This is a genomic window from Burkholderia cenocepacia, from assembly GCF_014211915.1.
GTDB lineage: Bacteria > Pseudomonadota > Gammaproteobacteria > Burkholderiales > Burkholderiaceae > Burkholderia > Burkholderia orbicola.
Map to the genome: position 1 here is coordinate 773,432 of NZ_CP060039.1, position 25,629 is coordinate 799,060.

General features: G+C 67.3%; 21 protein-coding genes and 1 pseudogene. 7 read left to right on the forward strand and 15 right to left on the reverse strand.

The genetic code is table 11. The annotated features are described in order from the left end of the window. The first annotated feature begins 106 nt into the window (after positions 1–106). A complete protein-coding gene (locus tag SY91_RS03600; RefSeq protein ID WP_023477920.1) occupies positions 107–340 on the forward strand; it encodes a hypothetical protein in 234 nt (77 codons plus the stop codon). 80 nt (positions 341–420) lie between these two features. Here SY91_RS03600 and SY91_RS03605 read toward each other — a convergent pair whose 3' ends face one another. Further along, a complete protein-coding gene (locus SY91_RS03605) occupies positions 421–1,200 on the reverse strand; it encodes a Mut7-C RNAse domain-containing protein (RefSeq protein ID WP_023477919.1) in 780 nt (259 codons plus the stop codon). 96 nt (positions 1,201–1,296) lie between these two features. On the opposite strand from SY91_RS03605, the gene SY91_RS03610 reads away from it, so the two are divergent. Continuing rightward, positions 1,297–2,166, forward strand: a complete 870-nt coding sequence (locus SY91_RS03610; RefSeq protein ID WP_011546669.1) for an NAD(P)-dependent oxidoreductase — start codon at positions 1,297–1,299, stop codon at positions 2,164–2,166. Positions 2,167–2,250: 84 nt separating this feature from the next. Continuing rightward, positions 2,251–2,886, forward strand: a complete 636-nt coding sequence (locus SY91_RS03615; protein ID WP_023477918.1) for a LysE family translocator — start codon at positions 2,251–2,253, stop codon at positions 2,884–2,886. A 121-nt stretch (positions 2,887–3,007) separates the two neighbouring features. On the opposite strand, the gene SY91_RS03620 is transcribed toward SY91_RS03615, so the two are convergent. Further along, positions 3,008–4,291 carry an MFS transporter gene (locus tag SY91_RS03620; protein ID WP_185921077.1) on the reverse strand — a complete coding sequence of 428 codons (1,284 nt, stop codon included), beginning with the start codon at positions 4,289–4,291 and terminating at the stop codon, positions 3,008–3,010. A gap of 94 nt (positions 4,292–4,385) precedes the next feature. Between SY91_RS03620 and SY91_RS03625 the strand changes: the two genes are divergently transcribed. Beyond that, positions 4,386–5,315 (forward strand): LysR family transcriptional regulator, encoded by a 930-nt coding sequence (locus SY91_RS03625; RefSeq protein ID WP_069232074.1) that lies wholly within the window; start codon positions 4,386–4,388, stop codon positions 5,313–5,315. Between the two features lie 183 nt (positions 5,316–5,498). On the opposite strand, the gene SY91_RS03630 is transcribed toward SY91_RS03625, so the two are convergent. From SY91_RS03630 to SY91_RS03660, 7 genes and pseudogenes are all read right to left on the reverse strand, one after another. After that, positions 5,499–6,332 (reverse strand): OmpW/AlkL family protein, encoded by an 834-nt coding sequence (locus SY91_RS03630; RefSeq protein WP_027808338.1) that lies wholly within the window; start codon positions 6,330–6,332, stop codon positions 5,499–5,501. A gap of 18 nt (positions 6,333–6,350) precedes the next feature. Further along, complete coding sequence (locus SY91_RS03635) at positions 6,351–7,592, reverse strand: DUF2957 domain-containing protein (protein ID WP_011694100.1); 1,242 nt, start codon at positions 7,590–7,592, stop codon at positions 6,351–6,353. Between the two features lie 148 nt (positions 7,593–7,740). After that, a pseudogene (locus tag SY91_RS03640) lies at positions 7,741–9,161 on the reverse strand (DUF2957 domain-containing protein). 434 nt (positions 9,162–9,595) lie between these two features. Beyond that, positions 9,596–10,546 (reverse strand): N-acetyl-gamma-glutamyl-phosphate reductase, encoded by a 951-nt coding sequence (gene argC, locus SY91_RS03645; protein ID WP_124592179.1) that lies wholly within the window; start codon positions 10,544–10,546, stop codon positions 9,596–9,598. A gap of 189 nt (positions 10,547–10,735) precedes the next feature. After that, on the reverse strand, positions 10,736–11,308 hold the full coding sequence (locus SY91_RS03650) for a flavodoxin family protein (RefSeq protein WP_012327743.1): 573 nt from the start codon (positions 11,306–11,308) through the stop codon (positions 10,736–10,738). A 211-nt stretch (positions 11,309–11,519) separates the two neighbouring features. Further along, complete coding sequence (locus SY91_RS03655) at positions 11,520–12,116, reverse strand: YbhB/YbcL family Raf kinase inhibitor-like protein (protein WP_124476690.1); 597 nt, start codon at positions 12,114–12,116, stop codon at positions 11,520–11,522. A 240-nt stretch (positions 12,117–12,356) separates the two neighbouring features. Next, the gene (locus tag SY91_RS03660; protein ID WP_011546659.1) at positions 12,357–13,043 is read right to left on the reverse strand and encodes an orotate phosphoribosyltransferase; all 687 of its coding nucleotides are present in this window, start codon (positions 13,041–13,043) and stop codon (positions 12,357–12,359) included. Positions 13,044–13,502: 459 nt separating this feature from the next. Between SY91_RS03660 and SY91_RS03665 the strand changes: the two genes are divergently transcribed. After that, positions 13,503–15,773 carry an NADP-dependent malic enzyme gene (locus SY91_RS03665; RefSeq protein WP_185921079.1) on the forward strand — a complete coding sequence of 757 codons (2,271 nt, stop codon included), beginning with the start codon at positions 13,503–13,505 and terminating at the stop codon, positions 15,771–15,773. A gap of 149 nt (positions 15,774–15,922) precedes the next feature. On the opposite strand, the gene SY91_RS03670 is transcribed toward SY91_RS03665, so the two are convergent. Continuing rightward, the gene (locus tag SY91_RS03670; protein ID WP_185921080.1) at positions 15,923–19,513 is read right to left on the reverse strand and encodes an indolepyruvate ferredoxin oxidoreductase family protein; all 3,591 of its coding nucleotides are present in this window, start codon (positions 19,511–19,513) and stop codon (positions 15,923–15,925) included. A gap of 330 nt (positions 19,514–19,843) precedes the next feature. Here SY91_RS03670 and SY91_RS03675 point away from each other — a divergent pair, with 330 nt between their 5' ends. Next, a complete protein-coding gene (locus SY91_RS03675) occupies positions 19,844–20,038 on the forward strand; it encodes a hypothetical protein (RefSeq protein ID WP_023476803.1) in 195 nt (64 codons plus the stop codon). A gap of 136 nt (positions 20,039–20,174) precedes the next feature. On the opposite strand, the gene hppD is transcribed toward SY91_RS03675, so the two are convergent. Next, the gene (hppD, locus tag SY91_RS03680; protein ID WP_006477405.1) at positions 20,175–21,272 is read right to left on the reverse strand and encodes a 4-hydroxyphenylpyruvate dioxygenase; all 1,098 of its coding nucleotides are present in this window, start codon (positions 21,270–21,272) and stop codon (positions 20,175–20,177) included. A 214-nt stretch (positions 21,273–21,486) separates the two neighbouring features. On the opposite strand from hppD, the gene SY91_RS03685 reads away from it, so the two are divergent. Beyond that, the gene (locus SY91_RS03685; protein ID WP_011546655.1) at positions 21,487–22,011 is read left to right on the forward strand and encodes an Lrp/AsnC family transcriptional regulator; all 525 of its coding nucleotides are present in this window, start codon (positions 21,487–21,489) and stop codon (positions 22,009–22,011) included. Between the two features lie 73 nt (positions 22,012–22,084). On the opposite strand, the gene SY91_RS03690 is transcribed toward SY91_RS03685, so the two are convergent. From SY91_RS03690 to paaE, 4 genes are all read right to left on the reverse strand, one after another. Then, the gene (locus SY91_RS03690) at positions 22,085–22,732 is read right to left on the reverse strand and encodes a GNAT family N-acetyltransferase (RefSeq protein WP_023476804.1); all 648 of its coding nucleotides are present in this window, start codon (positions 22,730–22,732) and stop codon (positions 22,085–22,087) included. Positions 22,733–22,965: 233 nt separating this feature from the next. Then, on the reverse strand, positions 22,966–23,571 hold the full coding sequence (locus SY91_RS03695; protein ID WP_006482923.1) for a TetR/AcrR family transcriptional regulator: 606 nt from the start codon (positions 23,569–23,571) through the stop codon (positions 22,966–22,968). A gap of 16 nt (positions 23,572–23,587) precedes the next feature. After that, entirely contained in the window at positions 23,588–24,409 is an 822-nt protein-coding gene (locus tag SY91_RS03700) for a DUF1835 domain-containing protein (protein ID WP_043887835.1), read from the reverse strand. 129 nt (positions 24,410–24,538) lie between these two features. After that, positions 24,539–25,627 (reverse strand): 1,2-phenylacetyl-CoA epoxidase subunit PaaE, encoded by a 1,089-nt coding sequence (gene paaE / locus SY91_RS03705; protein WP_023476806.1) that lies wholly within the window; start codon positions 25,625–25,627, stop codon positions 24,539–24,541. Positions 25,628–25,629: the final 2 nt, after the last annotated feature.

Genomic DNA, 25,629 nt, shown 5'->3' on the forward strand with positions numbered 1-25,629 from the left:
ACGACGGAACGGCGAAAGCCGGCCGCGCGGCCTGGGGCTCCGATGCGAATGCCTCGCATCTCTAATTACCGGTACGTTTGATTTTTTCTCCGCTAAAGGAAGAACAATGAAGAAGACGCTCGCTTCGATCATCGCCGCAGCATTCGCTCTCGCATCGGTTTCGGCATTCGCACAGGCGTCCGCGCCGGCAGCCGACACGCCGGCCGCCGCTTCGGCACCGGCCAAGAAGGATCACAGCAAGCCTAAGCACCAGCTGAAGCACCACGGTTCGAAGAAGGGCCAGGCGAAGGCTGCAGCCGCATCGGCCGCCGGCACCAACGACGCAGGCACGCAGAACTAAGCGGCTCGCCGCCACGGCCGGCGTTGCCGGTCATCGGTCGGCCAACCCCGCATGCTCCGGCATGCGGGGTTTTGTTTTTTTCAGGCGCCGGGTTCGTCGGGTCCGCCTGCTTCGTCGCGCCGGACGGGCGATGGCGTACGCATCGCGTCGACCACCGCGCGCATGCGCCGCCAGTGCGAACCTTCCCAGAACACGCGCCGGCACACGTCGCATGCGGCGAAGCGCCGGTGGCGCAGCCGGACGCCGGCCGGCACGCGCGGCGCGGCGGCGGCCGCGTCGAGCGGATGCAGCGGCGCGTTGCAGCGCAGGCACAGCCGGAACGGCCGCATGTGCGGCGCGAGATCGAGCCGCTCGAACAGCTCGCGCAACTGGTCGGCCGGCTGCAGCGCATGCAGGTAGCAGCCGCGCACGACCGCGCGCCGCTTGAGCAGCTCGCGGTCGCGCGTCAGCACGATCCGCTGCTCCCGCTCGGCCAGCGCCGCGAGTTCGTCGTCGCGGTAGTGGTTGTCGTAGCAGGTGTCGAAGCCGGCGAGGCGCAGCAGTTGCGCGAGGCCGCCGAGATGCGCGTCGGCGACGAAACGCCATGACGCCGCTGATAGTCCGGTTGTCCCGTCGGCCGCAGGCCGTGCGCGTTCGGGAAAGACTTCGACGCGGTCGCGGTCGTCGAGCGGCCGGTCGAGCGCGGCCGGCGCGTCATTCACGTACAGCCGGCCGATTTCGGTATGCGGGACGCCGAGCGCCTCGATCGCATGCTTCACCGTCGCATCGCGGGCACACGCGTGTTCGAACGCCCGGTCGCGCTGCTGACGCGCGAGAAAGGCGTTCAGTTCGCCGTGAAAGCGGAAGGTCGCGGTCGCCATCCGTGCAGTATCGCACCGCGCCCGGCCGGTGGCAGGCGCTGCAGCGCGCCGGCATCTGTGTTTAACTCGCCGCTTCACGAAGCGAAGGAGCGGGACATGGATCTCGGGTTTATCGGGCTGGGCGAAATGGGGCAGGCGATCGCGACGAACCTGCTGAAGGCGGGCCACACGGTGCGGGTCTGGAACCGGTCGCGCGAGCGGGCCGAGCCGCTCGCGGCATTCGGCGCGCAGATCGTCGACACGCCGGCCGACGCGTTTCGCGGCGACGCCGTGTTCTCGATGCTCGGCGACGATGCGGCCGCGCGCGCGGTGTTCGACGACGCGCTGCTGGCCCAGGCGCCGCGCGGGCTGATCCACGTGAACATGGCGACGGTGTCGGTCGCGCTCGCCGAATCGCTCGCGCACGCGCATGCGTCGCGCGGCATCGACTATGTCGCCGCGCCGGTGATGGGGCGGCCCGACGTCGCGGCCGCCGCGCGCCTGACGATCATGGCGGGCGGCCCGGCCGAGGCGATCGACCGCGTGCAGCCGCTGTTCGACGCGATCGGCCAGAAGACCTGGCGCTTCGGCTCGCTGCCGCAGCACGCGAACGTCGCGAAGATCGCCGCGAACTTCACGCTCGCGTCGGCGATCGAGACGCTCGGCGAGGCGTCCGCGCTGCTCGGCGCGCACGGCGTCGCGATGCGCGATTTCCTCGACGTGATCACCAGCAGCGTGTTTCCGGGGCCCGTCTACGAAGGCTACGGCGCGATGATCGCCGAGCGGCGCTACGAGCCCGCGCGCTTCAAGGCGCGGCTCGGGCTGAAGGACGTCCGGCTCGCGCTGGAGGCCGGCGACGCGACGTCGGTGCCGCTGCCGGTGGCGAGCGTCGTGCGCGACAGCCTGCTCGACGCACTCGCGCACGGCGGCGGCGACCAGGATTTCGCGGTGCTCGGCGAGGTCGCGCTGCGCCGCGCCGGCCGCTGACACGCCATAGCAGCGCGACAAAAGCGCGACCCGCACGGCATAATCGGCGGTTCGTTTCCCCCTACATTTGAGGCAGAGGCAGTCATGAACTTGCATACGTGGTGGCTTTTCGTGGCGACGGTGTTCGTCGTATCGGCGATTCCGGGCCCGAACATGCTGCTCGTGATGACGCACGGCGCGCGGCACGGGCTGCGGCGCTCGTCCGCGACGATGGCCGGTTGCCTGAGCGCGCTGGTGCTGATGCTCGCGGTGTCCGCGGCGGGGCTCGGCGCGGTGCTCGAGGCATGGCCGGCGATGTTCAATACGTTGCGCTTCGCGGGCGCGGCCTACCTGGTCTATCTCGGCGTGAAGGCGTGGCGCGCCCGCGTGGACGACGCGCCGGCGGCCGACGTCGACGCCGTGTCGCAAGGGGCATCGGCCTCGCGCGCGGTGCTGTTCCGCAATGGCTTCCTGGTCGCGGGCAGCAACCCGAAGGCGATCCTGTTCGCGGCCGCGCTGCTGCCCCAGTTCATCAACGCGGCCGAGCCGACGCTGCCGCAGTTCGGCATCCTCGTCGTCACGTTCGCGGTGATCGAGGTGAGCTGGTATCTCGTGTACGCGTCGTTCGGCACGCGCATCGGCGCCACGCTGAAGAGCCAGAGCGTGGCGAAGGTGTTCAACCGGCTGACGGGCGGGCTGTTCGTCGGCTTCGGCGCGATGATGGCGCTGGTTCGGCACTGATTCCGGACCGAGCACGCGGTACCGGACGCCCCGTCCCTCGCGAGAGGGCGGGGCGTTCGGCTTTTTGGTGCCGATTCATCGTCGCTTCACCGCCGCTGGCATCATGCCCGCTCATGTTTGCTCACGCACCCGGCCGATCCCACGCCGCCGCGCCGGCCCCGCGGCCGGCCATCAGCCCGAACACGGCCGCCGCACCGGCGAACGCGAACCCGACACCACACACCGCGCTCCAGCCGCCCCAGGCCCATGCACTGCCCGCGAGCGCCGCACCCAGCGCGCCGCCGACGAAGAACAGCCCGACGAACAGCCCGTTCAGGCGTCCGCGCGCGGCCGGGTTCAGCAGGTTGATCGCGCGGCGGCCGATCGTCTGGTCGACGATGACGCCCGCATCGAGCAGCGCCGCGCCGCCGGCCAGCAGCGCGAGCGCGACGTCGCGATGCGCGTGCGCATCGAAGCCGAACCAGCCGGCGCCGGCGGCGCCGAGCACGACGAGTGCCGCGAGCATCGTGCCGTGCGCGAGCCGTTGCGCGGCCGGGCCGTGGCCGCGGTCGCCCGCGCGGCCGGCGAGCGGCGTGACGATCGCGCCGCTCGCGCCGGCGAACGCGAACAGCGCAATGCCGTGCAGGTCGAGCGCGAACGGCGGTTGCGCGAGCCGCAGCCCGACGGCGGTCCAGAACGCGCTGAACGCGGCCATCGCGAGCGCGGCCGATAGCGCATGCCGGCGCAGCACCGGCTCGTCGGCGAGCAGGCGTCCCATCGACGCGAGCAACGCGCGGTAGCTGGCGGTGATCGACGGCGTACGCGCCGGCAGGCGCAGCGCGAGCACGACGGCGATCGCCGCGTCCGCGAGCGCGGCCAGCAGATAGAACGCCCGCCAGCCGGCCGAGCCCGCGATCAGGCTCGCGAGCGGCCGCGACAGCAGGATGCCGAGCATCAGCCCGCTCATCACGTTGCCGACCGCGCGGCCGCGCTGCGCTTCGGGCGCCATCGACGCGGCCATCGGCACCAGCATCTGGATCACGCTCGACGCGGCGCCGGCCGCGAGCGTTGCAAGCAGGAACACGGCGCCCGACTGCGTGAAGGCGGGCAGCGCGAGCGCCGCCGCGCAGACGGCGAGCGTCGCGACGATCAGGCGGCGGTTCTCGAGCAGGTCGACCAGCGGCACGAGCAACGCGAGCCCGGCCGCGTAGCCGAGCTGCGGCAGCATCGCGACGAGGCCGGCGAGGCCGGGCGGCAGGTGCAGGTCCGCGCTGATCGGGCCGGTCAGCGGCTGCGCGGCGAACAGGTCCATCACGATCACGCCGACTGTCGCGGCGAAGAACAGCGTCATGCCCGTGCTCAGTGCGGGCGGCGCGGCGACGGCGGGTGAAACGGGGGCGGAGCAACGGTTGGCAGGGCAGTTCATCGGAAGCCTGGGGAGATCGAAGGAACTCCCATCGTAGGTGCCCGATGTTTATGCGACAATTGAAATATGTCTAACATGATTATGCGAGTTTGTTTTGAATACGCGTGATCTCCAGGCGTTCGTCGCGGTCGTCGACAGCGGGTCGATGGTCGCCGCGGCCGCGAAGCTCCACCTGACGCAGCCGGGCCTGACGCGGCGCGTGCAGAACCTCGAAACCTTGCTCGGCGTGCCGCTGCTCGAACGGCAGAGCAAGCCGCTGAAGCCGACCGCGGCCGGACGCGACGTCTACGCGCTCGCGCGCAACGTGCTCGGTGCCGTCGACGAATTGATGGCGGCGGGCGCGCCGGACAGCGAGCCGTCGGGCGAGTTGCGCATCGGCGTGCCGCCGTTCCTGTCGGAACTCGCGCTGGAGCGGCCGATCGACCGGCTGCGCGACGCGTTTCCGCGTCTCACGCTGCGCGTGACGGCCGGCTGGTCGCCGGCGCTGGTGCAGGGCATCGAGCGCGGCGCGCTCGACGTCGCGACCGTGATGGTGCCGGCAAGCGCGGCGCTGCCGGACGCGTTGACGGCGACGCTGCTCGCCACGCAGCCGACGGTGCTCGTCGCCGCGCGCGATTTCCCGCTGCCGGACGGCCCGCTGTCGCTCGATACGCTGTCGGGTTATCCGTGGGTGCTGAGCCAGGACGGCTGCGGAATGCGTTCGGCGCTGAGCCGCGCGCTCGGCGCGGCCGGACTGCCGTTCGACGTGGCGGTCGAGGCATTCGGCTCGGAGTTGCAGTTGTCGCTCGTCGCGCGCGGCGCCGGCATCGGCATCGCGCCGCCGAACGCGCTGGCGCGCAGCGCGCATCGCGAGGCGCTGAGGGTGGTGGAAACGGCGGGGCTGGAAACGCGGATCAACGTGTGGCTCGTGCACGGCACGTTGCCGGGCCGGCTGGTGCGGCCCGTCGCGCTGCTGCGCGACGCGCTGGGCGAGGTGCTCGAGCGGGAGAATGGAAAGGGGTCAGGTGCCGTCACGGCGAACTAGAGGCCGCATTCGAGGGAAAATCCTTATTTTCTCTACGGAAATGTTGCATTGCGGAAACCGATTCGATATGATTGGAACTGTCTCCTCCATGTCTCCTCTGATATGGATTCAGCCCGCCACTTAGGCGGGCTTTTTTTGCCTGCGATTTTGTCGCGGCCATCCATTCGCCGGCTGTCGCCGCGCTCAGAACTTGTACGTCATCCCGACGTAGCTGATGATCGGGTCCGCCTTCAGGTCCGATTTCGACTCGGCGAGCACCGAGCCGTCCGCCGCCTTGATCGTCACCGTCGACGTCGTCTTCAGCGGGATGTAGGTCACCGATGCGACCAGCCCGAAGTGTTCCGTCAGGTTGTACTGCAGGCCCGCGTTGAACACCGGCTGCCACGACGACGACGCCTTCGCTTCCACCGAGGTCGTCCCCGGCTTGCCCGCGCCCGCCGCGAGGATCGCGCCGAGGTTGTCCTGCGTCTGCTTGATGAAGTTCGTGTTGAGCTGCAGGTCGCTGAACCAGTTGTACGACACGCCGAGGCCGAGGAACGGCCGGAACTTCGCGGTGGCCTGCCCGAAGTAGTACTGCAGGATCACCGCCGGGCTCCACTGCCGCACGCTCTTCACGATCGGGTTGACCGACCCCAGCCCGATGTTCTGCGTGCCGAGCGCGCCGGCAGGACCCGGCGGCTTGATCGTGCCCTGGCCCGACACCTTGAACACCGGCGGCACGCCGGCCACCGACGTCACCGCGATATGGTCGGTCAGGAAGTGGCTGACCGTCAGGCCGACGGTGTCGGCGCCGCTCGTGTGCAGCCCGGTGCCCGCCGACGTGAACGACGGCGGCAGCCGCAGCGGCGTGTTGATCGGCGTCGGCGCGACGTTGGTCGTCATCGGCGTGCTGCTCTGCTGCGGCATGATGTGGAACCAGCCCAGCGTGACGACGTTGCTGCCGGCGCTCTGCGCGTGCGCCGCGAGCGGCGCCACGGCGGCGGCGCCGGCCGCCGCGCAGAGAAGGGTTTTCTTCATCACGGCTTTCCCCTCCGCTTACTGGACGAATGCGCCGATCGTGAAATACGGCGTCGATCCGGCGTTGTCGAGGAAACCGAACACGCCACCCGAGAAGATGAACTTGCCGGTCGGCGACGTGCTGCCCGAACCCGTGTGGATCGTCGTGACCGTGCCCGGCACCTTCTGCGTGTAGTCGAGGTCGAGCGCGGTCGCGAGCGACGCCTGCGACGGCTGGAACGGATCGAGCAGCGTGGCCTGCTTGTCGATCAGCGCGGTGGTCCGGTAATCGAACTGGCTGTCGACGCCGATGTACTCGCCGTTCTGCGAGCCGGCCGCGACGGCCGTCTGCGGCGCGAGGATCGAGATGCTCGATTCGTCGTCGGCGGTCAGGCCCGGCACGCCGTTGCTGTCCGGCGTCGGGTTCGGGTTCGCGACCCCCGTGCGCACGAGGATCGGCACGAGCTGGTTACGCAGCTTGCCGACGATCATGAAGCCCTTGCCCTGCGGCGTGGCCGACAGCGTCGGCTTCAACTGGCTCGCGTAGTTGTTCGACTGGAACGCGCCGCTGCCGTCGGCCGACTGCACGAAGTTCGTGCCCTGCTGCGCGCACGCGCCGCCGGCGAACTGGCCGGTCGTGTCGCACTTGGTCCAGGTGCCGTCCGCGTTGATCGTCACCTTCGCGTCGATCGACGCCGGCCCGAATTTCTGCGACGGCACTTCGCCGAAGCCGATGTGGCTGTACGTGCCCGCGACCTTCGTGATGTCGGTTTCGATCGACGAGAAGCCGATGAACGGGTAGTACGGGAATTTCGTGTCGGGCACCGCGGCCTGGCCGAGCACGCCGTCGAACTGGATCTCCTTGCCGGGAATCGTGCCGCCGGCGACGCCGAAGCCGACGAAGATGCGCGCCGGACGCGACGCGTCGAGGCTCGCGCCGTTCAGGCGGAACGCGCACTGGTTCAGCTTGTTGGTCGGCAGCAGCGTTTCCTGCGTGAGCGTGCCGCTGTCGACGGTGCCCGCGCGCGTCGGCGTGACGGTGCCGGTCTTTTGCGGCACCGCCGATTCGACATAGGTGACCTGCCAGGTCATCTTGGTCGTGTCGAGCTGGACCTTCGCGAGTTCGCCGCTGCCCGCGCCGCCCGTAAACACGGTGTTGTAGTCGAGCGTGGCGGGGCAAAGCCGGTCTTCGACGAGCGGGGGCGGATTGTCGCTACCGCCGCCGCATGCGGAAAGAAGGGGGGCGGCAAGGGCCGCCGCCAGAATGAGGTTGCGCTTCATGTTGCTCCTCCAGATTTGTCTTTGTGCGGCGGCCAGCTCCCTGTCGGCCGCTTCTGTTGGTCGTACTCGTCCTGCCTGCGCCGTGCCGAGCGCCTTCGTGCCTTCCCTGCCATCCGCGGCGGCAGGCCGGCCGCCGCGTCCTCGATCGCTACTTGCTGATCTGCGCGCCCACGCCGAAGTACGGGGTCGACGACGTCGTCGAATTCGCCGACGTCGACGTGACGCCGCCGTTCACCGTGCCCTGGATCAGCGCCGCATACAGGCCGCCCGTCGCGATCACCACGCCCGATGCGGACGGGTAGCTCGCGCCGCTCGGCGGGGTGGTCTTCGCGTTCAGCAGGCCCGGCGTCGTCTGGCCGTAGTCGAGCGTGAAGCCGTCTTCCTCGGCCTGCGTGGACGGGTTGATGAACGACGCGTTGCTGCCGCGGATCAGCGCGGCCGTGTACTTGAAGTTCGAGTCCGCGCCCGCGTAGCCGCCGTCGATCGTGCCCGACGTCACGGCCGTCGCCGCGCCGAGCACCGCGATGCCCGATTCGTCGTCGACCTGCGCGTCGAGGTGCAGCGGCGGCGTGCCGAGGTTCACGTTGCCCGTGCGCACGATCACCGGCACCGTCGCGCCGTTGAGCTGGCCGATCACCATGTGCGCGGTCGCCGACTTGCCGGTCGCGCCGACGATCGGCAGTTGCGTCTGCGGCAGCGTCTGCGGCGCCTTGGTGCTGTCGAAGTAGCCGCCGTTCGCGCTCGTCTTCCACGGATCGCCGGTGGTCTGGCAGCCGCCCGACCCGCTCGACGTGCACGCGCCGTTCGCGTCGAACGTCTCGCTCGAGTTCGAGCCCTTCGTCGCGTAGTTGCCCGACGGCACGAGGTGATAGAGCAGCGCGTTGTACGTGCCCGGCAGCTTCGAGAGGTCGGTCGTCGTGTTCGCGAAGCCGAGGAACGGATAGAAGTCGAAGTGACGGTTCGGCACCTGGCCGACGTTCTGCACGACGCCCGGGATGATCGTCAGCCCGTCGTACTGGATCGTCGCGCCGGGAATGCCGCCGCCCGCCACGCCCATGCCGACCAGCAGCATCGGCGGGTTCGCCTGGTTGAAGTCGGCGGCCGTCGAATAGGTCGAGCCGTCCGGCGCGGGGCCGGTGCCCGGTGTGAGGACGAACGCGCAGCGCGTCTGCTCGGCGGTCGGCAGCGTGCCGGTCGGCGGGTGGATGACCTTGCCGGTGATGGTCGTGCCGACGCGGCTCGGCGTGACGGTGCCGGTCTTCAGCGGAATCGGCGATTCGAGCCACTTGAGCGTGTACGTCATCGCGACCGCGTCGATGTTGACGCTGACGATCTCGCCGCTCCCCGCGCCGCCGAGATACGTGCTCTTCACGATATCCGCGTTGGCCGGGCACAGTGCGCCGTTGATGGGCTGCGAAGGCGGCTGCCCTTGCGTGCCGCAACTCGAGCCGGAACATTGGGGCGCATTGATCGGCGCGAGTGCGCCGCCGGAGTCCCCCCACCACATGCAACCAGGAAAGGGGCAATGGCAAAGGCCGTTGCCACCCCCTTCGATAAGGCGTGCGACATGCCGCTGTCTCCAATCGTTTAATTGTGCGAGCTAATGTCGCTGCCTGGGTTTTTGCTGTCAATTGATGAACCCGTCTAAAAAAGGCGATTGAAACGGGAGCTGTGATTTGAATCCTTGCCCGATAAGGAAATGAGTAAGAATTTAAACGCGAGACAGGCTGCCGAAAGCTGCCGGAGTGGGGGATGCGCGACGCCAGGCACGCTCTCGCAGCGCCTTCCTGCGTATAACGGCAGTGTTTAAATCGACGGATATCCGGTTTATCCCTATTCGGGATTGACTGGATGAGGAGGGGCTGGATTAATTCATTTGTAATCGCGCAATGGAAAGCTTGTAAATATTTGTAAAGGCGCGATCCGGTGTTTTTATATATTGCCTGATACGGGTAAATAAAAAGCCGGCCAGTGGCCGGCTTTGCATGGCATGCGATGCTGAATCAGCGTTTGAGGCCCGCGTCCTCGGCCGCGCCGATGTTGAGGTTCATGCACTGGATCGCGGCGCCCGACGCGCCCTTGCCGAGGTTGTCGAGGCGCGCGACGGTGACGAAGCGCTCCGCGTTGCCGAACACGAACAGGTCGACGCGGTTCGTGTCGTTGTTCGCCTGCACGTCGAAGAAGCCGCCGTCGAGGTTGGCTTCCGCGTCGAACGGTGCGACGCGCACGAACGCCTCGTCCGCGTAGTACTCGGCGAACACGCGCTGCACGTCCTGCGGCGTCGCGCGCTTCGCGAGCTGCTCGGGGGTGAAGTAGGTCGTCACCGCGAGGCCCTTCAGGAACGGGCCGACGATCGGCGTGAAGATCGGCGCGTTCGCGAGGCCCGTGTGCGCGGCCATTTCCGGCAGGTGCTTGTGCGCGAGGCCGAGCGCGTACGGACGCGGGCTCGCGAGCTTGCCGCCCGGCGCGGCGCTTTCGTACTCGGCGATCATCGACTTGCCGCCGCCGCTGTAGCCGGTGATCGAGTAGCTGTGCGCGGCGAACGTCGGCGCGACGATGCCCGCATCGACGAGCGGACGCATCGCGAGCACGAACGCCGATGCGTGGCAGCCGGGCACCGCGATGCGCTTCGACGTACGAATCTTCTCGCGCTGCGCGCGGGTCAGCTCCGGCAGGCCGTACGCCCAGTCGGCATTCGTGCGGAACGCGGTGCTCGCGTCGATCAGCGTGGTGTTCGGATTCTCGACGAGCGATGCGGATTCGCGCGACGCGACGTCCGGCAGGCACAGGAACGTGACGTCCGACGCGTTGATCAGGCGGCGGCGCTCGTCGACGTCCTTGCGCTTCGCTTCATCGATGCGCAGGATCTCGATGTCGCTGCGTGCCGACAGGTATTCGAAGATCTTGAGGCCGGTCGTGCCTTCCTGGCCGTCGACAAAAACTTTGGTGCTCATTTCGCTCTCACTGAATGAAACGGGAGCCGCGGCGCCCTGAAACCGCCATTTTAAGACGTCATCCGGCGGCACTGCACCGCGCGGGGCGAAAAAAGACGGCCCGCGGGCCGTCCTGGTGTCCGTTTGACGCGGCCGGCACCCGTTTGCCGCGCGAACGGCGGCGCGAACGAACGGCCGGCCGGTGGTGCTTCAGCGGCCGCCGGCCACCCAGCGCGCCGTCGCCGCGGCGACGCGTTGGCCGAACGCCTTTGCGGTGTCGAGATCGCCGGGCAGCGGGCCTTCGTCGGGCGTGGCGTCCGCCGGCGACTGCGCGAGCAGGCCCGTGAAGCCGCCGACGTAGTTGATGTCGTTGCGCGTGGCCGCCTTCGAGTTGGCCGGCATCATGCCCGTGCCGACCCACACCATCCCATGTTGCATCGCCAGCGTGACGAAATACTGAATCGTCGAGAACTTGTCGCCGTTCATCGTCGCGGAGTTCGTGAAGCCCGCGGCGATCTTGTCCTTCCATTTCTGCGTAAACCACGGTTTCGACGTGGCATCGGCGAACTGCTTGAACTGCGCGGACGGTCCGCCCATGTAGGTCGGCGCGCCGAAGACGATCGCGTCCGCCGCGTCGAGCGCGGCCCAGCCCGCGTCGTCGAGCTCGCCGACGGCGATGAGGCGTGCGGTGGCGCCGGCATCCTGCGCACCCGCGAGCACGGCTTCGGCCAGTTTCTGCGTGTGACCGTAGCCGCTGTGATAGACGATGACGATGTTCGACATGAAGCGTTCTCCGGAAAGGGACGGGAACGGCGGACCGCAGGCTCGCCGCGTCGCGCGCCGTACTCGGGCGGCGCGCCGGATGCGCGGCGGGATGCCGCGACCGGTGCAACCGAGTTTAGCAAGCCGAAATGACGGGAAAAATGTGCGCAGGCAGCGCACAGAAATTCGCGGGCGCGGGCAATCGCGACCCGCTACGGGCGGCAGGACGCGGTTACGGCCCGTAAGTGACCGTGAGTTGCGCGGTGCCGATCGCGAGCGTGCCGATCTCGTGTTCGAACATCGGCGCGGGGCGCCCCTGCGAGACGCGCAGGTCGGTGCCTTTCAGCGCGTAGACGGTGATCACGTAGCGATGCGGCTTGCCGGGCGGCGGGCACGGGCCGCCGTAACCGTCGAGTCCGTAGTCGTTGCGCGCCTCGCTCGCGCCGATGCGGCGCAGGAAGCCGGAGGCGCTGGCGTCGGCCGGCAGGCTCGTGACGGTCGCCGGGATGCCCGCGACGGCCCAGTGCCACCAGCCGTGCCCGGGCGCGTCGGGATCGAAGATCGTGACCGCATAGCCGCGCGTGCCGGGCGGCGGGTTGTGCCATGCGAGTTGCGGCGAGCGGTTCGCGCCCTTGCAGTCGCCGCGGTCGAACACGTTCGCGAGCCGCACGCGCGCGCCGGGCGTCAGGTCGTCGCTCGTCACGGTGAACGGGCCTTCGGCACGCGCGGGCAGCGCCGCGAAAACGGCGGCGCACAGGAGGGCGGAGAGGAGAAACGGAGAAGGGCGACCCGATGGCGCAGGCGGAGTGATCCGGCGATCCACACGCATATGGCGCTTCTCCCGTCACGTGGGCCGGGCCGAACCGCCCGGCATTGTTGGCGTTGTGTGTTGCCCGCAGCGCTGAGGGCGGCGATGGATCAAGTCTAGCATTAGGGTTCGATGAGCGACGCCCGCCGTCGCGCGCGATTGCGATCGGTCAGCGCGCCGGTCGACGGACGAAAAAAAACCGCCTGCGATCAAGCAGGCGGTTTTCTTGGCCAGTGCGCCGGCACGCGTGCCGGCGTGGCGTCATTCCTTCGGGGCCGTCGCGCCGCCGTGCGCGGCCGACCACTCAGCCGGTGCGTGCAGGAATTTCTCGACTTCGTCGAGCGTCTTCGTCTCGAAGTAGCCCGACGCCTTCGCGACGCGCAGCACGTCCCACCACGTCGCGAGCGCGTGCAGGTCGACGTCGATGTCCTTCAGGACCGACACGCTTTCCTTGAAGATGTCGTAGTGGAACAGCACGAAGCAGTGGTTCACCGTCGCGCCCGCGGTGCGCAGCGCGTTGACGAAGTTGATCTTGCTGCGGCTGTCGGTGGTCAGGTCTTCCACCAGCAGCACGCGCGAGCCTTCTTCCAGATGGCCTTCGATCTGCGCGTTGCGGCCGAAACCCTTCGGCTTTTTACGCACGTACTGCATCGGCACCATCATCCGGTCCGCGATCCAGGCCGCGAACGGGATGCCGGCCGTCTCGCCGCCCGCCACCGCATCGATCTGCTCGAAGCCGATGTCGCGCGTGATCGTCGTTTCCGCCATTTCCATCAGCGCACGGCGCACGCGCGGATACGAGATCAGCTTGCGGCAGTCGATATAGACGGGGCTTGCCCAGCCGGACGTGAAGATGAACGGTTTTTCGGCATTGAAGTGCACCGCCTGCACTTCGAGCAGGATTTTGGCGGTCGTATCCGAGATCGACTGACGATCGTAGCCTGTCATGGGCATTCCTTGGGTGATGAGCGAGGAGCGGGCGCGGGCCCGGTGGCGCAGCAAGGGGAACCTGCCCGAAGGGCCGGGGCGCGATCGGCGGACCAATCGCATCGCTGCGCGCGTAGCCCGCTATTTTACCCGATTCAGGCCCGTTTTCGGCGGAATTCGCGCGGGTTCGCCATGCCGCTCACCACCGGCGAAACAAACGGGGCACGACCGTCCGATGCTGATGCCGGGGATGCGGCAGTGCACCAACGGAGGTCATTTAGGGGGTGTACACTAGGCGGCCCTAAGAAATCGTTCAGTACTTTGGACCTTCCTCTTGCCATCCGCCAAGGTTCGATGGCGTGCCGATCCGGCGCGTCGCGGGCCGTCTCGCAGTCGACCATCCCCTCGGTTCAAGCAGACGCGGCCGAAGGTGCTGTGTACTGAGTCGTCAATATTTCGCATGTCTCTCGCAGGTCAATCATGGACGAACAACTGAAGCAGGCCGCTCTCGCTTATCACCTGAATCCGAAACCCGGCAAGATTTCGGTGACCCCCACCAAGCCGCTGTCGAACCAGCTCGATCTGTCGCTCGCGTATTCGCCCGGCGTCGCCGCTGCGTGCGAGGCGATCCACGCCGATCCGCTCGACGCGCAGAAGTACACGTCGCGCGGCAACCTCGTCGGCGTCATCACGAACGGCACCGCCGTGCTCGGCCTCGGCAACATCGGCCCGCTGGCCGCGAAGCCGGTGATGGAAGGCAAGGGCTGCCTCTTCAAGAAATTCGCGGGCATCGACGTGTTCGACATCGAACTGTCGGAGTCGGACCCCGACAAGCTCGTCGAGGCGATCGCAATGCTCGAGCCGACGCTCGGCGGCATCAACCTCGAGGACATCAAGGCGCCGGAGTGCTTCTACATCGAGCAGAAGCTGCGCGAGCGCATGAAGATTCCCGTTTTCCACGACGACCAGCACGGCACCGCGATCATCGCGTCGGCCGCGATCCTGAACGGCCTGAAGGTCGTCGGCAAGAAGCTGTCGGAAGTGAAGCTCGTGTGTTCGGGCGCGGGCGCGGCGGCGATCGCGTGCCTGGACCTGCTGGTGAACCTCGGCCTCACGAAGTCGAACATCCTCGTCGCCGATTCGAAGGGCGTGATCTACGAAGGGCGCGGCAACCTCGATCCGTCGAAGCAGCGCTATGCGGCGAACACCGACGCGCGCGCGCTCGCCGACGCGATCGTCGGCGCGGACGTGTTCCTCGGCTGCTCGAGCGCGGGCGTGCTGAAGCAGGACATGGTCAAGACGATGGGCGAGCGCCCGCTGATCCTGGCGCTCGCGAACCCGGAACCGGAAATCCGCCCGGAAGACGCGAAGGCCGTGCGCCCGGACGCGATCGTCGCGACCGGCCGTTCGGACTACCCGAACCAGGTCAACAACGTGCTGTGCTTCCCGTTCATCTTCCGTGGCGCGCTCGACGTCGGCGCGACGACGATCACGGAAGAAATGAAGCTCGCGTGCGTGCGCGCGATCGCCGAGCTGGCCGAGGAAACCGACCAGAGCGAGGAAGTAGCGAAGGCGTATGAAGGCCATTCGCTCGAATTCGGGCCGGACTACCTGATTCCGAAGCCGTTCGACCCGCGCCTGATCATCAAGATCGCGCCGGCCGTGGCTCAAGCCGCGATGGATTCGGGCGTCGCCACGCGCCCGATCCAGGACATGGACGCGTACCGCGAGCAGCTCGGCGCGACCGTCTACCGCACCGGCATGGTGATGCGCCCGGTGTTCGCGGCCGCGAAGCAGAAGGAGGCCCGCATCGTGTTCGCCGAAGGCGAGGACGAGCGCGTGCTGCGCGCCGCGCAGTTCGTGCTGCTGGAAAAGATCGCCAAGCCGATCATCGTCGGCCGTCCGTCGGTCGTCGACATGCGCTTGCAGAAGATCGGCTCGAAGCTGAAGGCCGGCGTCGATTTCGAAATCGTCGATCCGGAAGACGATGCGCGCTACCACCGCTACTGGCAGGCGTATCAGGAGATCGGCGCGCGCGACGGCGTGACGCCGGAAGTCGCGAAGGCCGCGATGCGCAAGTTCAACACGCTGATCGGCGCGATGCTCGTCCATCTGGGCGATGCGGACGGGATGATCTGCGGGATGATCGACACGTTCCACAGCCACCTGAAGTTCATCGAGCAGGTGCTGGGCCGCGCGAAGGGCGCCGAGCACTTCGCCGCGATGAACCTGCTGATGCTGCCGGGCCGCAACCTGTTCGTGTGCGACACGTACGTGAACGAACTGCCGAGCGCCGACCAGCTCGCCGACATGACGATCCAGGCCGCGGCCGAGATCGAGCGCTTCGGCATCGCGCCGAAGGCCGCGCTGCTGTCGAACTCGAACTTCGGCAGCGCGCCGTCGGCGTCGTCGCGCCGGATGGCCGAGGCCCGCAAGCTGATCGTCGAACGTGCGCCGAACCTCGAAGTCGACGGCGAAATGCACGGCGACGCGGCACTGTCGGAACTGATCCGCAAGCAGGCGTTCCCGGGCACGACGCTGTCGGGCGAAGCGAACCTGCTGATCATGCCGAACGTCGAAGCGGCGAACATCGCGTACAACCTGCTGAAGATGGTCGGCGGCGAAGGCGTGACGGTCGGCCCGTTCCTGCTCGGCGCGGCCAAGCCGGTCCACATCCTGACGCCGGCCGCGACCGTGCGCCGGATCATCAACATGACGGCTGTTGCCGCCGCGAACGTGAACACGAAGTAAGTCCACGCCCGCGTGTGCCGCGCGTTACTCGCGGCGCAATGAAAAACGCCACGGAACCTGCGTTCCGTGGCGTTTTTTTTTCGTGAACCGTAAGGGCGACGGTGGCGCGGAAAGGACGTCCAGACCGCGAACGTCCGCCGCGCGCGCCCTTACGCGACCTGCTGGTGCGACTGCCCGCCTGCCGGCGAACGCCACTTCGCCAGCAGCGTGTCCCACTTCTGCCGCACCGCGCGCAGGTTGTTCTCCTTCACGTGGCCGTAGCCGCGAATGCCGTCCGGCAGCGCCGCGAGTTCGAGTGCGAGCGGGCGGTTGGCCGCGTTCAGCCGGGTCAGCACCTCGTCGATCAGCGTTTCGTACTCGCCGATCAGCGCGCGTTCGGTGCGGCGCTCCGCGGTGCGGCCGAACGGGTCGAGCCCCGTGCCGCGCAGGAACTTCGCCTTCGCGAGCAGCCGGAACGCCGACATCATCCACGGGCCGTACGCCTTCTTCACGAGATGGCCGTGGGCGTCCGTCTTCGCGAACAGCGGCGGCGCGAGGTGGAATTTCAGCTTCCAGTCGCCTTCGAACTGCGCGGTCAGGCGCGCGAGGAACGCGGGGTCGGACTGCAGCCGCGCGACCTCGTACTCGTCCTTGTACGCCATCAGCTTGAACAGGTTGCGCGCGACCGCTTCGGTCAGCGGCTCCTGCACCGTGTCGCCGTCCGCCAGCGCACGCTCGGCGGCGCGCACCTTGTCGACGAACGCCGCATAACGCGACGCGTACGCGGCGTTCTGGTACGCGGTGAGGAACTCCACGCGCTTCGCGATCAGCGCGTCGACCGCCTTCTTCGTGTGCAGCGAGATCACCGTGGCGCCTTGCGCGGGGCGGGCGTCGCCGGCCGCCGCCTGCTTCACGCTGGCGAGGTCGTACGCGGCGCGGCGGCCCCAGTCGAACGCCGCACGGTTCTTCTCGACCGACACCGCGTTCAGCTCGATCGCGCGTTCGAGCGACGCGAGCGTCAGCGGCAGCCAGCCTTTCTGCCACGCGTAGCCGAGCACGAACGGGTTCGTGTAGATCGCGTCGCCGAGCAGCGCGACCGCGAAGCGGTTCGCGTCGATGAAGTCGACCGCAACACCGGCCGCCGCGCGGATGTCGTTCTCGGCGGACAGGCCCGGGAACGCCCAGTTCGGGTTCTTGATGAACTCGGCGGTCGGTGTCTGCGCGCTGTTGACGACCACCCGCGTCGTGTCGTGGCGCATCCGCGACGTGCACTCGTCGCCGGCCGTGACGATCGCATCGCAACCGATTACGAGATCGGCTTCGCCCATCGCGATCCGCGTCGCATGGATGTCGGTCGGCGCGTGCGAGATCTGCACGTGGCTCATCACGGCGCCGCCTTTCTGCGCGAGGCCGGTGACGTCGAGCACGGTCACGCCCTTGTTTTCCAGATGCGCGGCCATCCCGAGCAGCGCGCCGATCGTGACGACGCCCGTGCCGCCCACGCCGGTGACGAGCACGCCGTACGCGCGATCGATCGCCGGCAGCGTCGGTTCCGGAATCGGCGGCAATGCGCTGCCGTCGACCGACACCGCCTTCGGCTTCTTCAACTGGCCGCCCTCGACCGTGACGAAGCTCGGGCAGAACCCCTTCACGCACGAAAAGTCCTTGTTGCAGCTCGACTGGTTGATCTGGCGCTTCGTGCCGAATTCGGTTTCCAGCGGCTCGACCGACAGGCAGTTCGACTGCACCGAGCAGTCGCCGCAGCCTTCGCACACCGCGTCGTTGATCACGACGCGTTTCGCCGGGTCCGGATACGTGCCGCGTTTGCGGCGGCGGCGCTTCTCGGTCGCGCAGGTCTGGTCGTAGATCAGGATCGTCGTGCCTTCGATCTCGCGCAGCTCGCGCTGCACATCGTCGAGCTGGTCGCGGTGATGGATCGTCACGCCGGGCGCGAGCAGCGCCTTCCGGCTGTCGTACTTCTCCGGCTCGTCGGTGACGATCACGATCTTCTTCGCGCCTTCGGACGCGAGCTGGTGCGTGATCTGCGGCACCGTCAGCACGCCGTCGACCGGCTGGCCGCCCGTCATCGCGACCGCGTCGTTGTAGAGGATCTTGTAGGTGATGTTCGCCTTCGACGAAATCGCCGCGCGCACGGCCAGCAGGCCCGAGTGGAAATAGGTGCCGTCGCCGAGGTTCGCGAACACGTGCTTTTCGTCGGTAAACGGCGCCTGGCCGATCCACGGCACGCCTTCGCCGCCCATCTGGCTGAAGGTGCTCGTGCTGCGGTCCATCCAGACGGTCATGTAGTGGCAGCCGATCCCGGCGATCGCGCGCGAGCCTTCCGGCACGTTGGTCGACGTGTTGTGCGGGCAGCCCGAGCAGAACCACGGTTTGCGCTCGGTCTGCACGTGCGGCTTCGCGAGCGCCATTTCCTTCGCGTTGATCACCGCGAGCCGCGCGGCGATGCGCGCGCGCACGTCGGACGGCAATTCGAACTTCTCGAGCCGCGTCGCGATCGCCTTCGCGATGATCGCCGGCGACAGCTCGTAGTGCGCGGGCAGCAGCCAGTTGCCCATCGGCACCGACCATTCGCCGCCGGCGCCATCCTTCTCGTCGAACTTGCCGAACACGCGCGGGCGTTGCGCGTCGGGCCAGTTGTACAGCTCTTCCTTGATCGCGTATTCGAGGATCTGGCGCTTTTCCTCGACCACCAGGATTTCGTCGAGGCCGCGCGCGAATGCTTGCGCGCCCTGCGCTTCGAGCGGCCACACGCAGCCGACCTTGTACAGGCGGATGCCGATCCGCGCACACGTCTCGTCGTCGAGCCCGAGGTCGGTCAGCGCCTGGCGCACGTCCAGGTACGCCTTGCCGCCGGTCATGATCCCGAAGCGCGCGTGCGGCGAATCGATCTCGATCCGGTCGAGCTTGTTCGCCCGCACGTAGGCGAGCGCCGCGTACCACTTGTAGTCGAGCAGCCGTGCTTCCTGCACGAGCGGTGGATCGGGCCAGCGGATGTTCAGCCCGCCTTCCGGCAGGATGAAATCGGTCGGCAGCACGATCTCGGTGCGATGCGGGTCGATATCGACCGACGCCGACGATTCGACGACGTCCGTCACGCACTTGAGCGCGACCCACAGGCCCGAGTAGCGGCTCATCGCCCAGCCGTGCAGGCCGAAATCGAGATATTCCTGCACGTTCGACGGGAACAGCACCGGCAGCCCGCAGGCCTTGAAGATGTGCTCGGACTGGTGCGCGAGCGTCGACGATTTCGCCGCGTGGTCGTCGCCGGCGAGCACCAGCACGCCGCCGTGCTGCGACGAGCCGGCCGAATTCGCATGCTTGAAGACGTCGCCGGTGCGGTCGACGCCCGGGCCCTTGCCGTACCACATGCCGAACACGCCGTCGTATTTCGCGCCGGGGTACAGGTTCACCTGCTGCGAGCCCCACACGGCGGTGGCGGCGAGATCTTCGTTGAGGCCGGGCTGGAACACGATCTGGTGGGCGGCCAGGTGCTGCTTGGCTTTCCAGAGCGACAGATCGAGGCCGCCGAGCGGCGAGCCGCGGTAGCCGGAGATGAAGCCGGCCGTATTGAGACCGGCGGCGCGGTCGCGTTCCTGCTGGAGCATCGGCAGGCGCACGAGGGCCTGGATGCCGCTCATGTACGCGCGGCCGCGCTCCAGTGTGTATTTGTCGTCAAGCGTGACGGACTTCAGCGCGGCTTCTAGCGACGCGCGTTGGTCTGCGTCTAGCGGGGCATTCATTAACTGTCTCCTCCACCCGGTCTGGGATCACCAAAACTTCGGTTGCGTCGGCATCTTTTGGACGCGTCTGCAGTGGCCGGCATGTTCGCCGGTTTTAAGGGATGGTAGCACTGGGGCAAACCCGCCGCCCATCGGTCGCAACGCGGAGAGACGGGCGGCCGCACATTGAGAAACAGGGCGAGATGATGCGTTACATCATGTAAAAGCATGTAAAGCCGCGTTGATCTGCGGGCAAATGCCGTTAATCTTGTCGGCCTGCCGGAGGTGCCCGGCCGCGTGGGTTCGTTCCGACGCAGTCGGGGAGGCGCCGGCAGTTTTACAGGAGGTGCAATGAACACACGTCATATCCAGAGTTTCCTGATCGTGTCCGCCGCGTTTTTCTCGATGACCGGCCCGGTGCACGCGCGAGGCGCGAGCGCACTGGCGGCAGCCGGCGCGCAGATGCAGCAGATCGTGCCGGCCCAGGACGCCGCGGCCCAGCCGTCGGCCGAGCGTGCCGCCGAATCGAAGGCGAGCGTGCGTTGATGCGATCGCGCGGCCCGCGGGCTGCGCCGGAATATGAAAAGGGCGGGAATCTTCGGATTCCCGCCCTTTTTCTTTGCGCTGCGCGGATGGCGCGGCCGCCCCGGCGGCCGGAGCCGCCGCCGCGCGGCGGAAAGCGTCAGGCCTTGTCCTGCACGACGCCGCGACGGATCTGGTCGAGTTCGATCGATTCGAACAGCGCCTTGAAGTTGCCTTCGCCGAAGCCTTGGTTGCCCTTGCGCTGGATGATCTCGAAGAAGATCGGGCCGATCTGGTTCTCGGTGAAGATCTGCAGCAGCAGGTCGTCGCGCGCGCCGTCGATCAGGATCTTGCGCTTCTTCAGCTCGTCCAGCGATTCGCCGTGGTTCGGCACGCGGCGATCGACCAGCTCGTAATACGTGTCGATCGTGTCGAGCAGCTTCACTTCCTTGCTGCGCAGCCCGTCGACCGCCTGGTAGATGTCGCTCGCGCCGAGCGCGATGTGCTGGATGCCTTCGCCGTGATACGCGTCCAGGTACTCCTGGATCTGGCCGGCCGTGTCCGAGCCTTCCTCGTTGATCGGGATGCGGATCTTGCCGCACGGCGACGTCATCGCCTTCGACTTCACGCCCGTCACCTTGCCTTCGATGTCGAAGTAGCGCACTTCGCGGAAGTTGAACAGGCGCTCGTAGAACTCGGCCCATTCCTGCATGCGGCCGCGATGCACGTTGTGCGTCAGGTGGTCGATGTAGGTGAGGCCGTGGCCGACCGGATTCGGGTTCGCGCCGGCAATCGGCTCGAAGTCGACGTCATAGATGCTGATGTCGCCGATCGCGCCCGGCTGCGCGCCGTTCTTGCCGCGCCAGCGGTCGACGAAATAGATCAGCGAATCGCCGATGCCCTTGATCGCCGGGATGTTCAACTCCATCGGGCCCGTCTTGTTGTCGAAGCCCCATGCGCCGAGTTCGAGCGCGCGCTGGTACGCCTTTGCCGCGTCCTGCACGCGGAACGCGATCGCGCAGATCGACGGGCCGTGCAGCCGCGCGAAGCGTTGCGCGAACGAATCGGGTTCGGCGTTGATGATGAAGTTGATGTCGCCCTGGCGGTACACCGTCACGTCCTTGTGGCGATGGCGCGCGATCGCGGTGAAACCCATCCGTTCGAACAGTTGTCCGAGTGCTTTCGGGTCCGGTGCCGTGTATTCGATGAATTCGAAGCCGTCGGTGCCGACGGGGTTGTCCCAGGTGGGGATCTGCATGTCGTGTCTCCTGTGCGGGGCGATCGGCCGGGGCGGCGTGCGCGTGCCCGGCGGGGTTCGATGTCGACGGCCGCGCCCGCAAGGCGCGTGTGCGGCGAGTCGAGACATGCGACAGAGTGTAGCGGGCGGCCGCGAGCGGAAACTTGCGAACTTAATCGCCCACGCCTACGATGGCGCAATTTCCAGTCTCAAAATAATCAATGGAGGGCAGAAGATGGCGCAAGCCGAATTGGATGCCATCGATCGGCGAATTCTCGCGATTCTTCAGGAGAACGGGCGCCTGTCGAACCAGGAGATCGCCGAGCGCGTGAACCTGTCGCCGAGCCCGTGCCTGCGGCGAATCCGGCGGCTCGAGGAAATGGGCGTGATCACCGGCTACGTCGCGCTGCTGAATCCGCAGAAGCTCGGGCTCGACCTGCTCGCGTACGTGAGCGTGCGGCTCGAAAAGCGCGGCGGCCTTGCGCCGATGCGGGCCGACGAGACGTCGGCCCGCGCGGGCGCGACCCACGCGGAGCTGTTTCGCGCGGCCGTGCAGACCTGGCCGGAAGTCGTCGCGTGTCATGCGATGACGGGCGACATGGATTACCTGTTGCGCGTACAGGTCGAGGACATGGCGCATTTCTCCCGCTTCGTGCAGGAGCATCTGCTGCATCACCCGTCGGTGATCGACGTGAAAACGAGCTTCTCGCTCGACTGCTTCAAGGAAACGACGGCGTTGCCGATTCGTTCGGTGCGCTAGCTGGCGCGGCGGGAAAGGGAGGAGGGGCGCCGGGCGCGCCGCAGGCGCAACCCGGCTGGCCGACCCACCGACGTCAGGCCGTCAGTGCGGAGGGCATCAGCGATTCGATGAACTTCGTCGTGCGGCGCGCCTGGCGCTTCATCGCGTAGTCGAACACCGCGGCCTGTTCCTGCAGCATTTCGGCGATGATCGTCGAGTGGTCGGCCGGCGGCAGCGACAGGTACGCATCGGCTTCGCCGTACGCATACTCGATCCGCATCCCGGACTTCTTCGCGATGTGCATCATCGTCGCGTTGCGCGACAGGCAATGCATGTACAGCATCGTCACGTGCGTGTTGCGGCTGCGGATCGCCGCGCGCTCGAACAGCTTCGAGCCGACGCCGCGGCCGCGCGCGCTTTCGAGCACCGACACGCCGAATTCGGCCGTGCGCTTGTCGCCCTCGGCCGGCAGATAGGCCAGATGACCGACGCCGATCAGTTCGAGGTCGTGGTCGAACACGCCGAACACGGTATCGCGACCGAAATCGATCGTGCGGACATAGTTCTCGATCACATGGTCGGGCACCATCTGGCCGAAGCGCAGCAGGCGGTCCTCTTCGTCGAGCGAGAGAAAGTGGGTGAGCATCTGCTCACGGTCTTTGGAAGCCAGTTCCCTGACGAGAACCGGCGCAGTACCGACCTTGCCGACAGCATCGGCACGGCCGTTGAATTGCGTGTTCATCGTGGGTTCCTCAGTGTGGGCGCACAAACGGGTTGTGCAATGCAACAGCATTTTACCCGAGCGGGGTTGGGGAAAACCCGTATTTGACGTTGTTTGTGCTGAGGAGGAATTCTAAATCCGCTTAGTTCATTCTATATCTATTTGATTTTAAAAGGATTTAAAATTCATCATATGAAATGCGCGGCGGGCGGTCGAACTGTGCCCGTCGCGCAACGCATGCTGCTGCGCGGCAATCAGGCCGCCGTCGACAGCCCGCGCTCGATCAGGTCGATCACCTGTTCGGCGAAGTCGCGGTAGCCGAGGCGCCCACCCGGCTTCAGCCACGTGAAAGTCCAGTTGATCATCCCGAACACCATCATCGTGACGGAGGTCTGGTTTTCCTTCGAGATGCGGTCGGGGTAGGCGCGCGCGAGCTGCCGCGTGAACGCCGCGACGATGTCGCGCTGGCGATCGAGCACGATTTCGCGCTGCGCGTCCTCCAGATATTTCACGTCGTTGAGCAGCGCGACGTGGCGGCTGTGCGACGTCTCGTACTCGGCGAGGAACGCACGCACGAGTTCGGCGAACGCGTCGCGCTCGCTGAGGCCGCGCCGCTGGCTCGCGCCCTCGACCTCTGCGATGATCAGCATCAGCCGTTTCGTGTAGCGGTCGAGCAGGTCGAACAGGATCGCTTCCTTGCTCTCGTAATAGTGGTAGAGCCGCGCCTTCGACGTGCCGCTCGCGGTCGCGAGATCGGACATCGACGTGCTCGGGTAGCTCGTCTGCGCGAATTTCTCGGCGGCCAGATCGAGGATCTGCTCGCGCTGGGATTCGTGGTCGGGCGCTCGGGTTCGGGCCATGGTCGAATGCGAAAGATTAGCGGTGCGCGGCGGCGCGGGCCGCGCGCACCTGCGTGGAAGAGAGGGCGTCGGGCGCGTCGTCCTGCAGCTCGAACCGGCCGGCCGCCGCGAGTTCGCGGCAGCGCCACCACGCGATCGCGTCGCTGACGAACAGGCCGCCGCGGTCGGCGGCGGCCATGATGCTGCCGACGAGGCGCCGCGCGGGCTGCCAGTCGGCTGCCGTGCGCGCGACGATCAACGCGTCGAGATCGGCGTAGTGGCCGCTCTTGATCGTGTTGCTGACCCAATAACGCAGTTCGGCGTTCAGATGCTTCGCCTCCTGCCATTCGAGTGCGAGGCGGCCGATGCGCAGGACCGAGACCGGCGCGGCCGCCGGCCGCTTGCGCGCCAGTTCCGCGGGCGAGAACATCCCGGTCGAGCACGCCTGGTCAGTGCGCGACAGCGCTGCGCGCGGCGCGGCGTCGAGGTCGGCAGCCGACAACCGTACCTCGTTCAGGCGTTGCGGCACGTTGCGCAGGTGATAGGCGACGCGGCGCAGCAGCAGCTTGTCGCCGACGCACGGCGCGTGCCACACGACGACCTGGCCGGCATCCGTCGCGAGCTGGTCGAGGCGTGCGAATTCGGCCTCGATTTCCGCGTTCCAGTCGGGAATCTGGTCGCCGAGCACGTGCTGCCAGAAGGCGGCGCGCGTGTCGGGCGTCTCGTCGACGCCCTTCAGTGGCCCGACGCCGAGATCGTCGAGCAACCCGACGACGCGCTCGTCGCGTCCGGCTTGCGCAAGGGCCTCGCGCAGCGACGCGGCGGCGGTGCCGCCCTGAATCACATGAATGGTACTCATCGGCCTGTCGTCAACAAAAGAAAACCGCCGGCCGGGCGGACGTTGCGATGTCCAGCCGGCCGGCGGCCCCTAGTGTAAGCGAGATGTGTGACGACGAGAAACCGGTGCGTCGCGACGGTCCGACGCCGCTCAACGTTCGTCGAAGCTCACGACGACCTTGTCGCTGATCGGGTGGCACTGGCACGTCAGCACGAAACCGTCCCTGACTTCGTGCTCCTCGAGCGTGTAGTTCTTCTCCATCCGCACTTCGCCCTCGACCACCTTCGCGCGGCACGTGCAGCACACGCCGCCCTTGCACGCATACGGCAGCGCGAGGCCCGCGCGCAGGCCCACGTCGAGCAGGCTCACGCCTTCGTACGGCAGACGCAGCTTGCGCTTCTTGCCGTCGAGCACGATTTCGAGGTCGGCGGCCGGCGTCTGGTCGGTGATCTCGACGACCGGTGTGCCGGCCTGCGGCAGCGGTGTGCCGAAACGCTCGACGTGCACCTTCGCCGGCGGCACGCCGGCCGCTTTCAGCGCGGCTTCGGCGGCGTCCATCATCGGCGCCGGGCCGCAGATGAACGCCTCGTCGATCGCGTCGGCCGGCGTCAGCGTCGCGAGGAATTCCGCGCATTTCGCCTGGTCGAGCACGCCGTTGAACAGCTCGACGTCCTGCAGGTCGTCCGACAGCACGTGATAGAGGACGAAGCGGTTCATGTAGCGGTTCTTCAGGTCCTCGAGCTCCTCCGCGAACATGATCGCGTCGACGCTGCGGTTGCCGTAGATCAGCGTGAACGTGCTGCGCGGCTCGAGCTCGAGCGTCGTCTTCACGATCGCGAGCACCGGCGTGATCCCCGAGCCGCCGGAAAACGCGACGTACTGCTTGCCGTGGTCGGCGTTCAGGTGCGTGAAGAAGCGGCCGTCCGGCGTCATCACGTCGATCGTATGGCCGGGCTTCAGCGTGTCGAACGCGAAGTTCGAGAAGCGGCCGCCGCGCACGCGCTTGATGCCGATGCGCAGTTCGCCGTCGCGGTCATAGTCCGTCGTGCCGACGCAGATCGAATACGAGCGGCGCGTCTCCTCGCCGTCGATGTGGGTCTTCAGCGTGACGAACTGGCCCTGCGTGAAACGGTACGCGTCGCGCAGCTCGGGCGGCACGTCGAACGAGACGGTCACGGCGTCGGCGGTCTCGGGCCGCACGTCGCGGATACGCAGCGGGTGAAATTGCGGGGTCGCCATAT

What these genes read in the sequence shown, in the direction of transcription:
- SY91_RS03600 (WP_023477920.1), top strand. Translation starts at nt 107, where the DNA reads ATGAAGAAGACGCTCGCTTCGATCATCGCCGCAGCATTCGCTCTCGCA.
- SY91_RS03605 (WP_023477919.1), bottom strand. Translation starts at nt 1,200, where the DNA reads ATGGCGACCGCGACCTTCCGCTTTCACGGCGAACTGAACGCCTTTCTC.
- SY91_RS03610 (WP_011546669.1), top strand. Translation starts at nt 1,297, where the DNA reads ATGGATCTCGGGTTTATCGGGCTGGGCGAAATGGGGCAGGCGATCGCG.
- SY91_RS03615 (WP_023477918.1), top strand. Translation starts at nt 2,251, where the DNA reads ATGAACTTGCATACGTGGTGGCTTTTCGTGGCGACGGTGTTCGTCGTA.
- SY91_RS03620 (WP_185921077.1), bottom strand. Translation starts at nt 4,291, where the DNA reads ATGAACTGCCCTGCCAACCGTTGCTCCGCCCCCGTTTCACCCGCCGTC.
- SY91_RS03630 (WP_027808338.1), bottom strand. Translation starts at nt 6,332, where the DNA reads ATGAAGAAAACCCTTCTCTGCGCGGCGGCCGGCGCCGCCGCCGTGGCG.
- SY91_RS03635 (WP_011694100.1), bottom strand. Translation starts at nt 7,592, where the DNA reads ATGAAGCGCAACCTCATTCTGGCGGCGGCCCTTGCCGCCCCCCTTCTT.
- argC (WP_124592179.1), bottom strand. Translation starts at nt 10,546, where the DNA reads ATGAGCACCAAAGTTTTTGTCGACGGCCAGGAAGGCACGACCGGCCTC.
- SY91_RS03650 (WP_012327743.1), bottom strand. Translation starts at nt 11,308, where the DNA reads ATGTCGAACATCGTCATCGTCTATCACAGCGGCTACGGTCACACGCAG.
- SY91_RS03655 (WP_124476690.1), bottom strand. Translation starts at nt 12,116, where the DNA reads ATGCGTGTGGATCGCCGGATCACTCCGCCTGCGCCATCGGGTCGCCCT.
- SY91_RS03660 (WP_011546659.1), bottom strand. Translation starts at nt 13,043, where the DNA reads ATGACAGGCTACGATCGTCAGTCGATCTCGGATACGACCGCCAAAATC.
- SY91_RS03665 (WP_185921079.1), top strand. Translation starts at nt 13,503, where the DNA reads ATGGACGAACAACTGAAGCAGGCCGCTCTCGCTTATCACCTGAATCCG.
- SY91_RS03670 (WP_185921080.1), bottom strand. Translation starts at nt 19,513, where the DNA reads ATGAATGCCCCGCTAGACGCAGACCAACGCGCGTCGCTAGAAGCCGCG.
- SY91_RS03675 (WP_023476803.1), top strand. Translation starts at nt 19,844, where the DNA reads ATGAACACACGTCATATCCAGAGTTTCCTGATCGTGTCCGCCGCGTTT.
- hppD (WP_006477405.1), bottom strand. Translation starts at nt 21,272, where the DNA reads ATGCAGATCCCCACCTGGGACAACCCCGTCGGCACCGACGGCTTCGAA.
- SY91_RS03685 (WP_011546655.1), top strand. Translation starts at nt 21,487, where the DNA reads ATGGCGCAAGCCGAATTGGATGCCATCGATCGGCGAATTCTCGCGATT.
- SY91_RS03690 (WP_023476804.1), bottom strand. Translation starts at nt 22,732, where the DNA reads ATGAACACGCAATTCAACGGCCGTGCCGATGCTGTCGGCAAGGTCGGT.
- SY91_RS03695 (WP_006482923.1), bottom strand. Translation starts at nt 23,571, where the DNA reads ATGGCCCGAACCCGAGCGCCCGACCACGAATCCCAGCGCGAGCAGATC.
- SY91_RS03700 (WP_043887835.1), bottom strand. Translation starts at nt 24,409, where the DNA reads ATGAGTACCATTCATGTGATTCAGGGCGGCACCGCCGCCGCGTCGCTG.
- paaE (WP_023476806.1), bottom strand. Translation starts at nt 25,627, where the DNA reads ATGGCGACCCCGCAATTTCACCCGCTGCGTATCCGCGACGTGCGGCCC.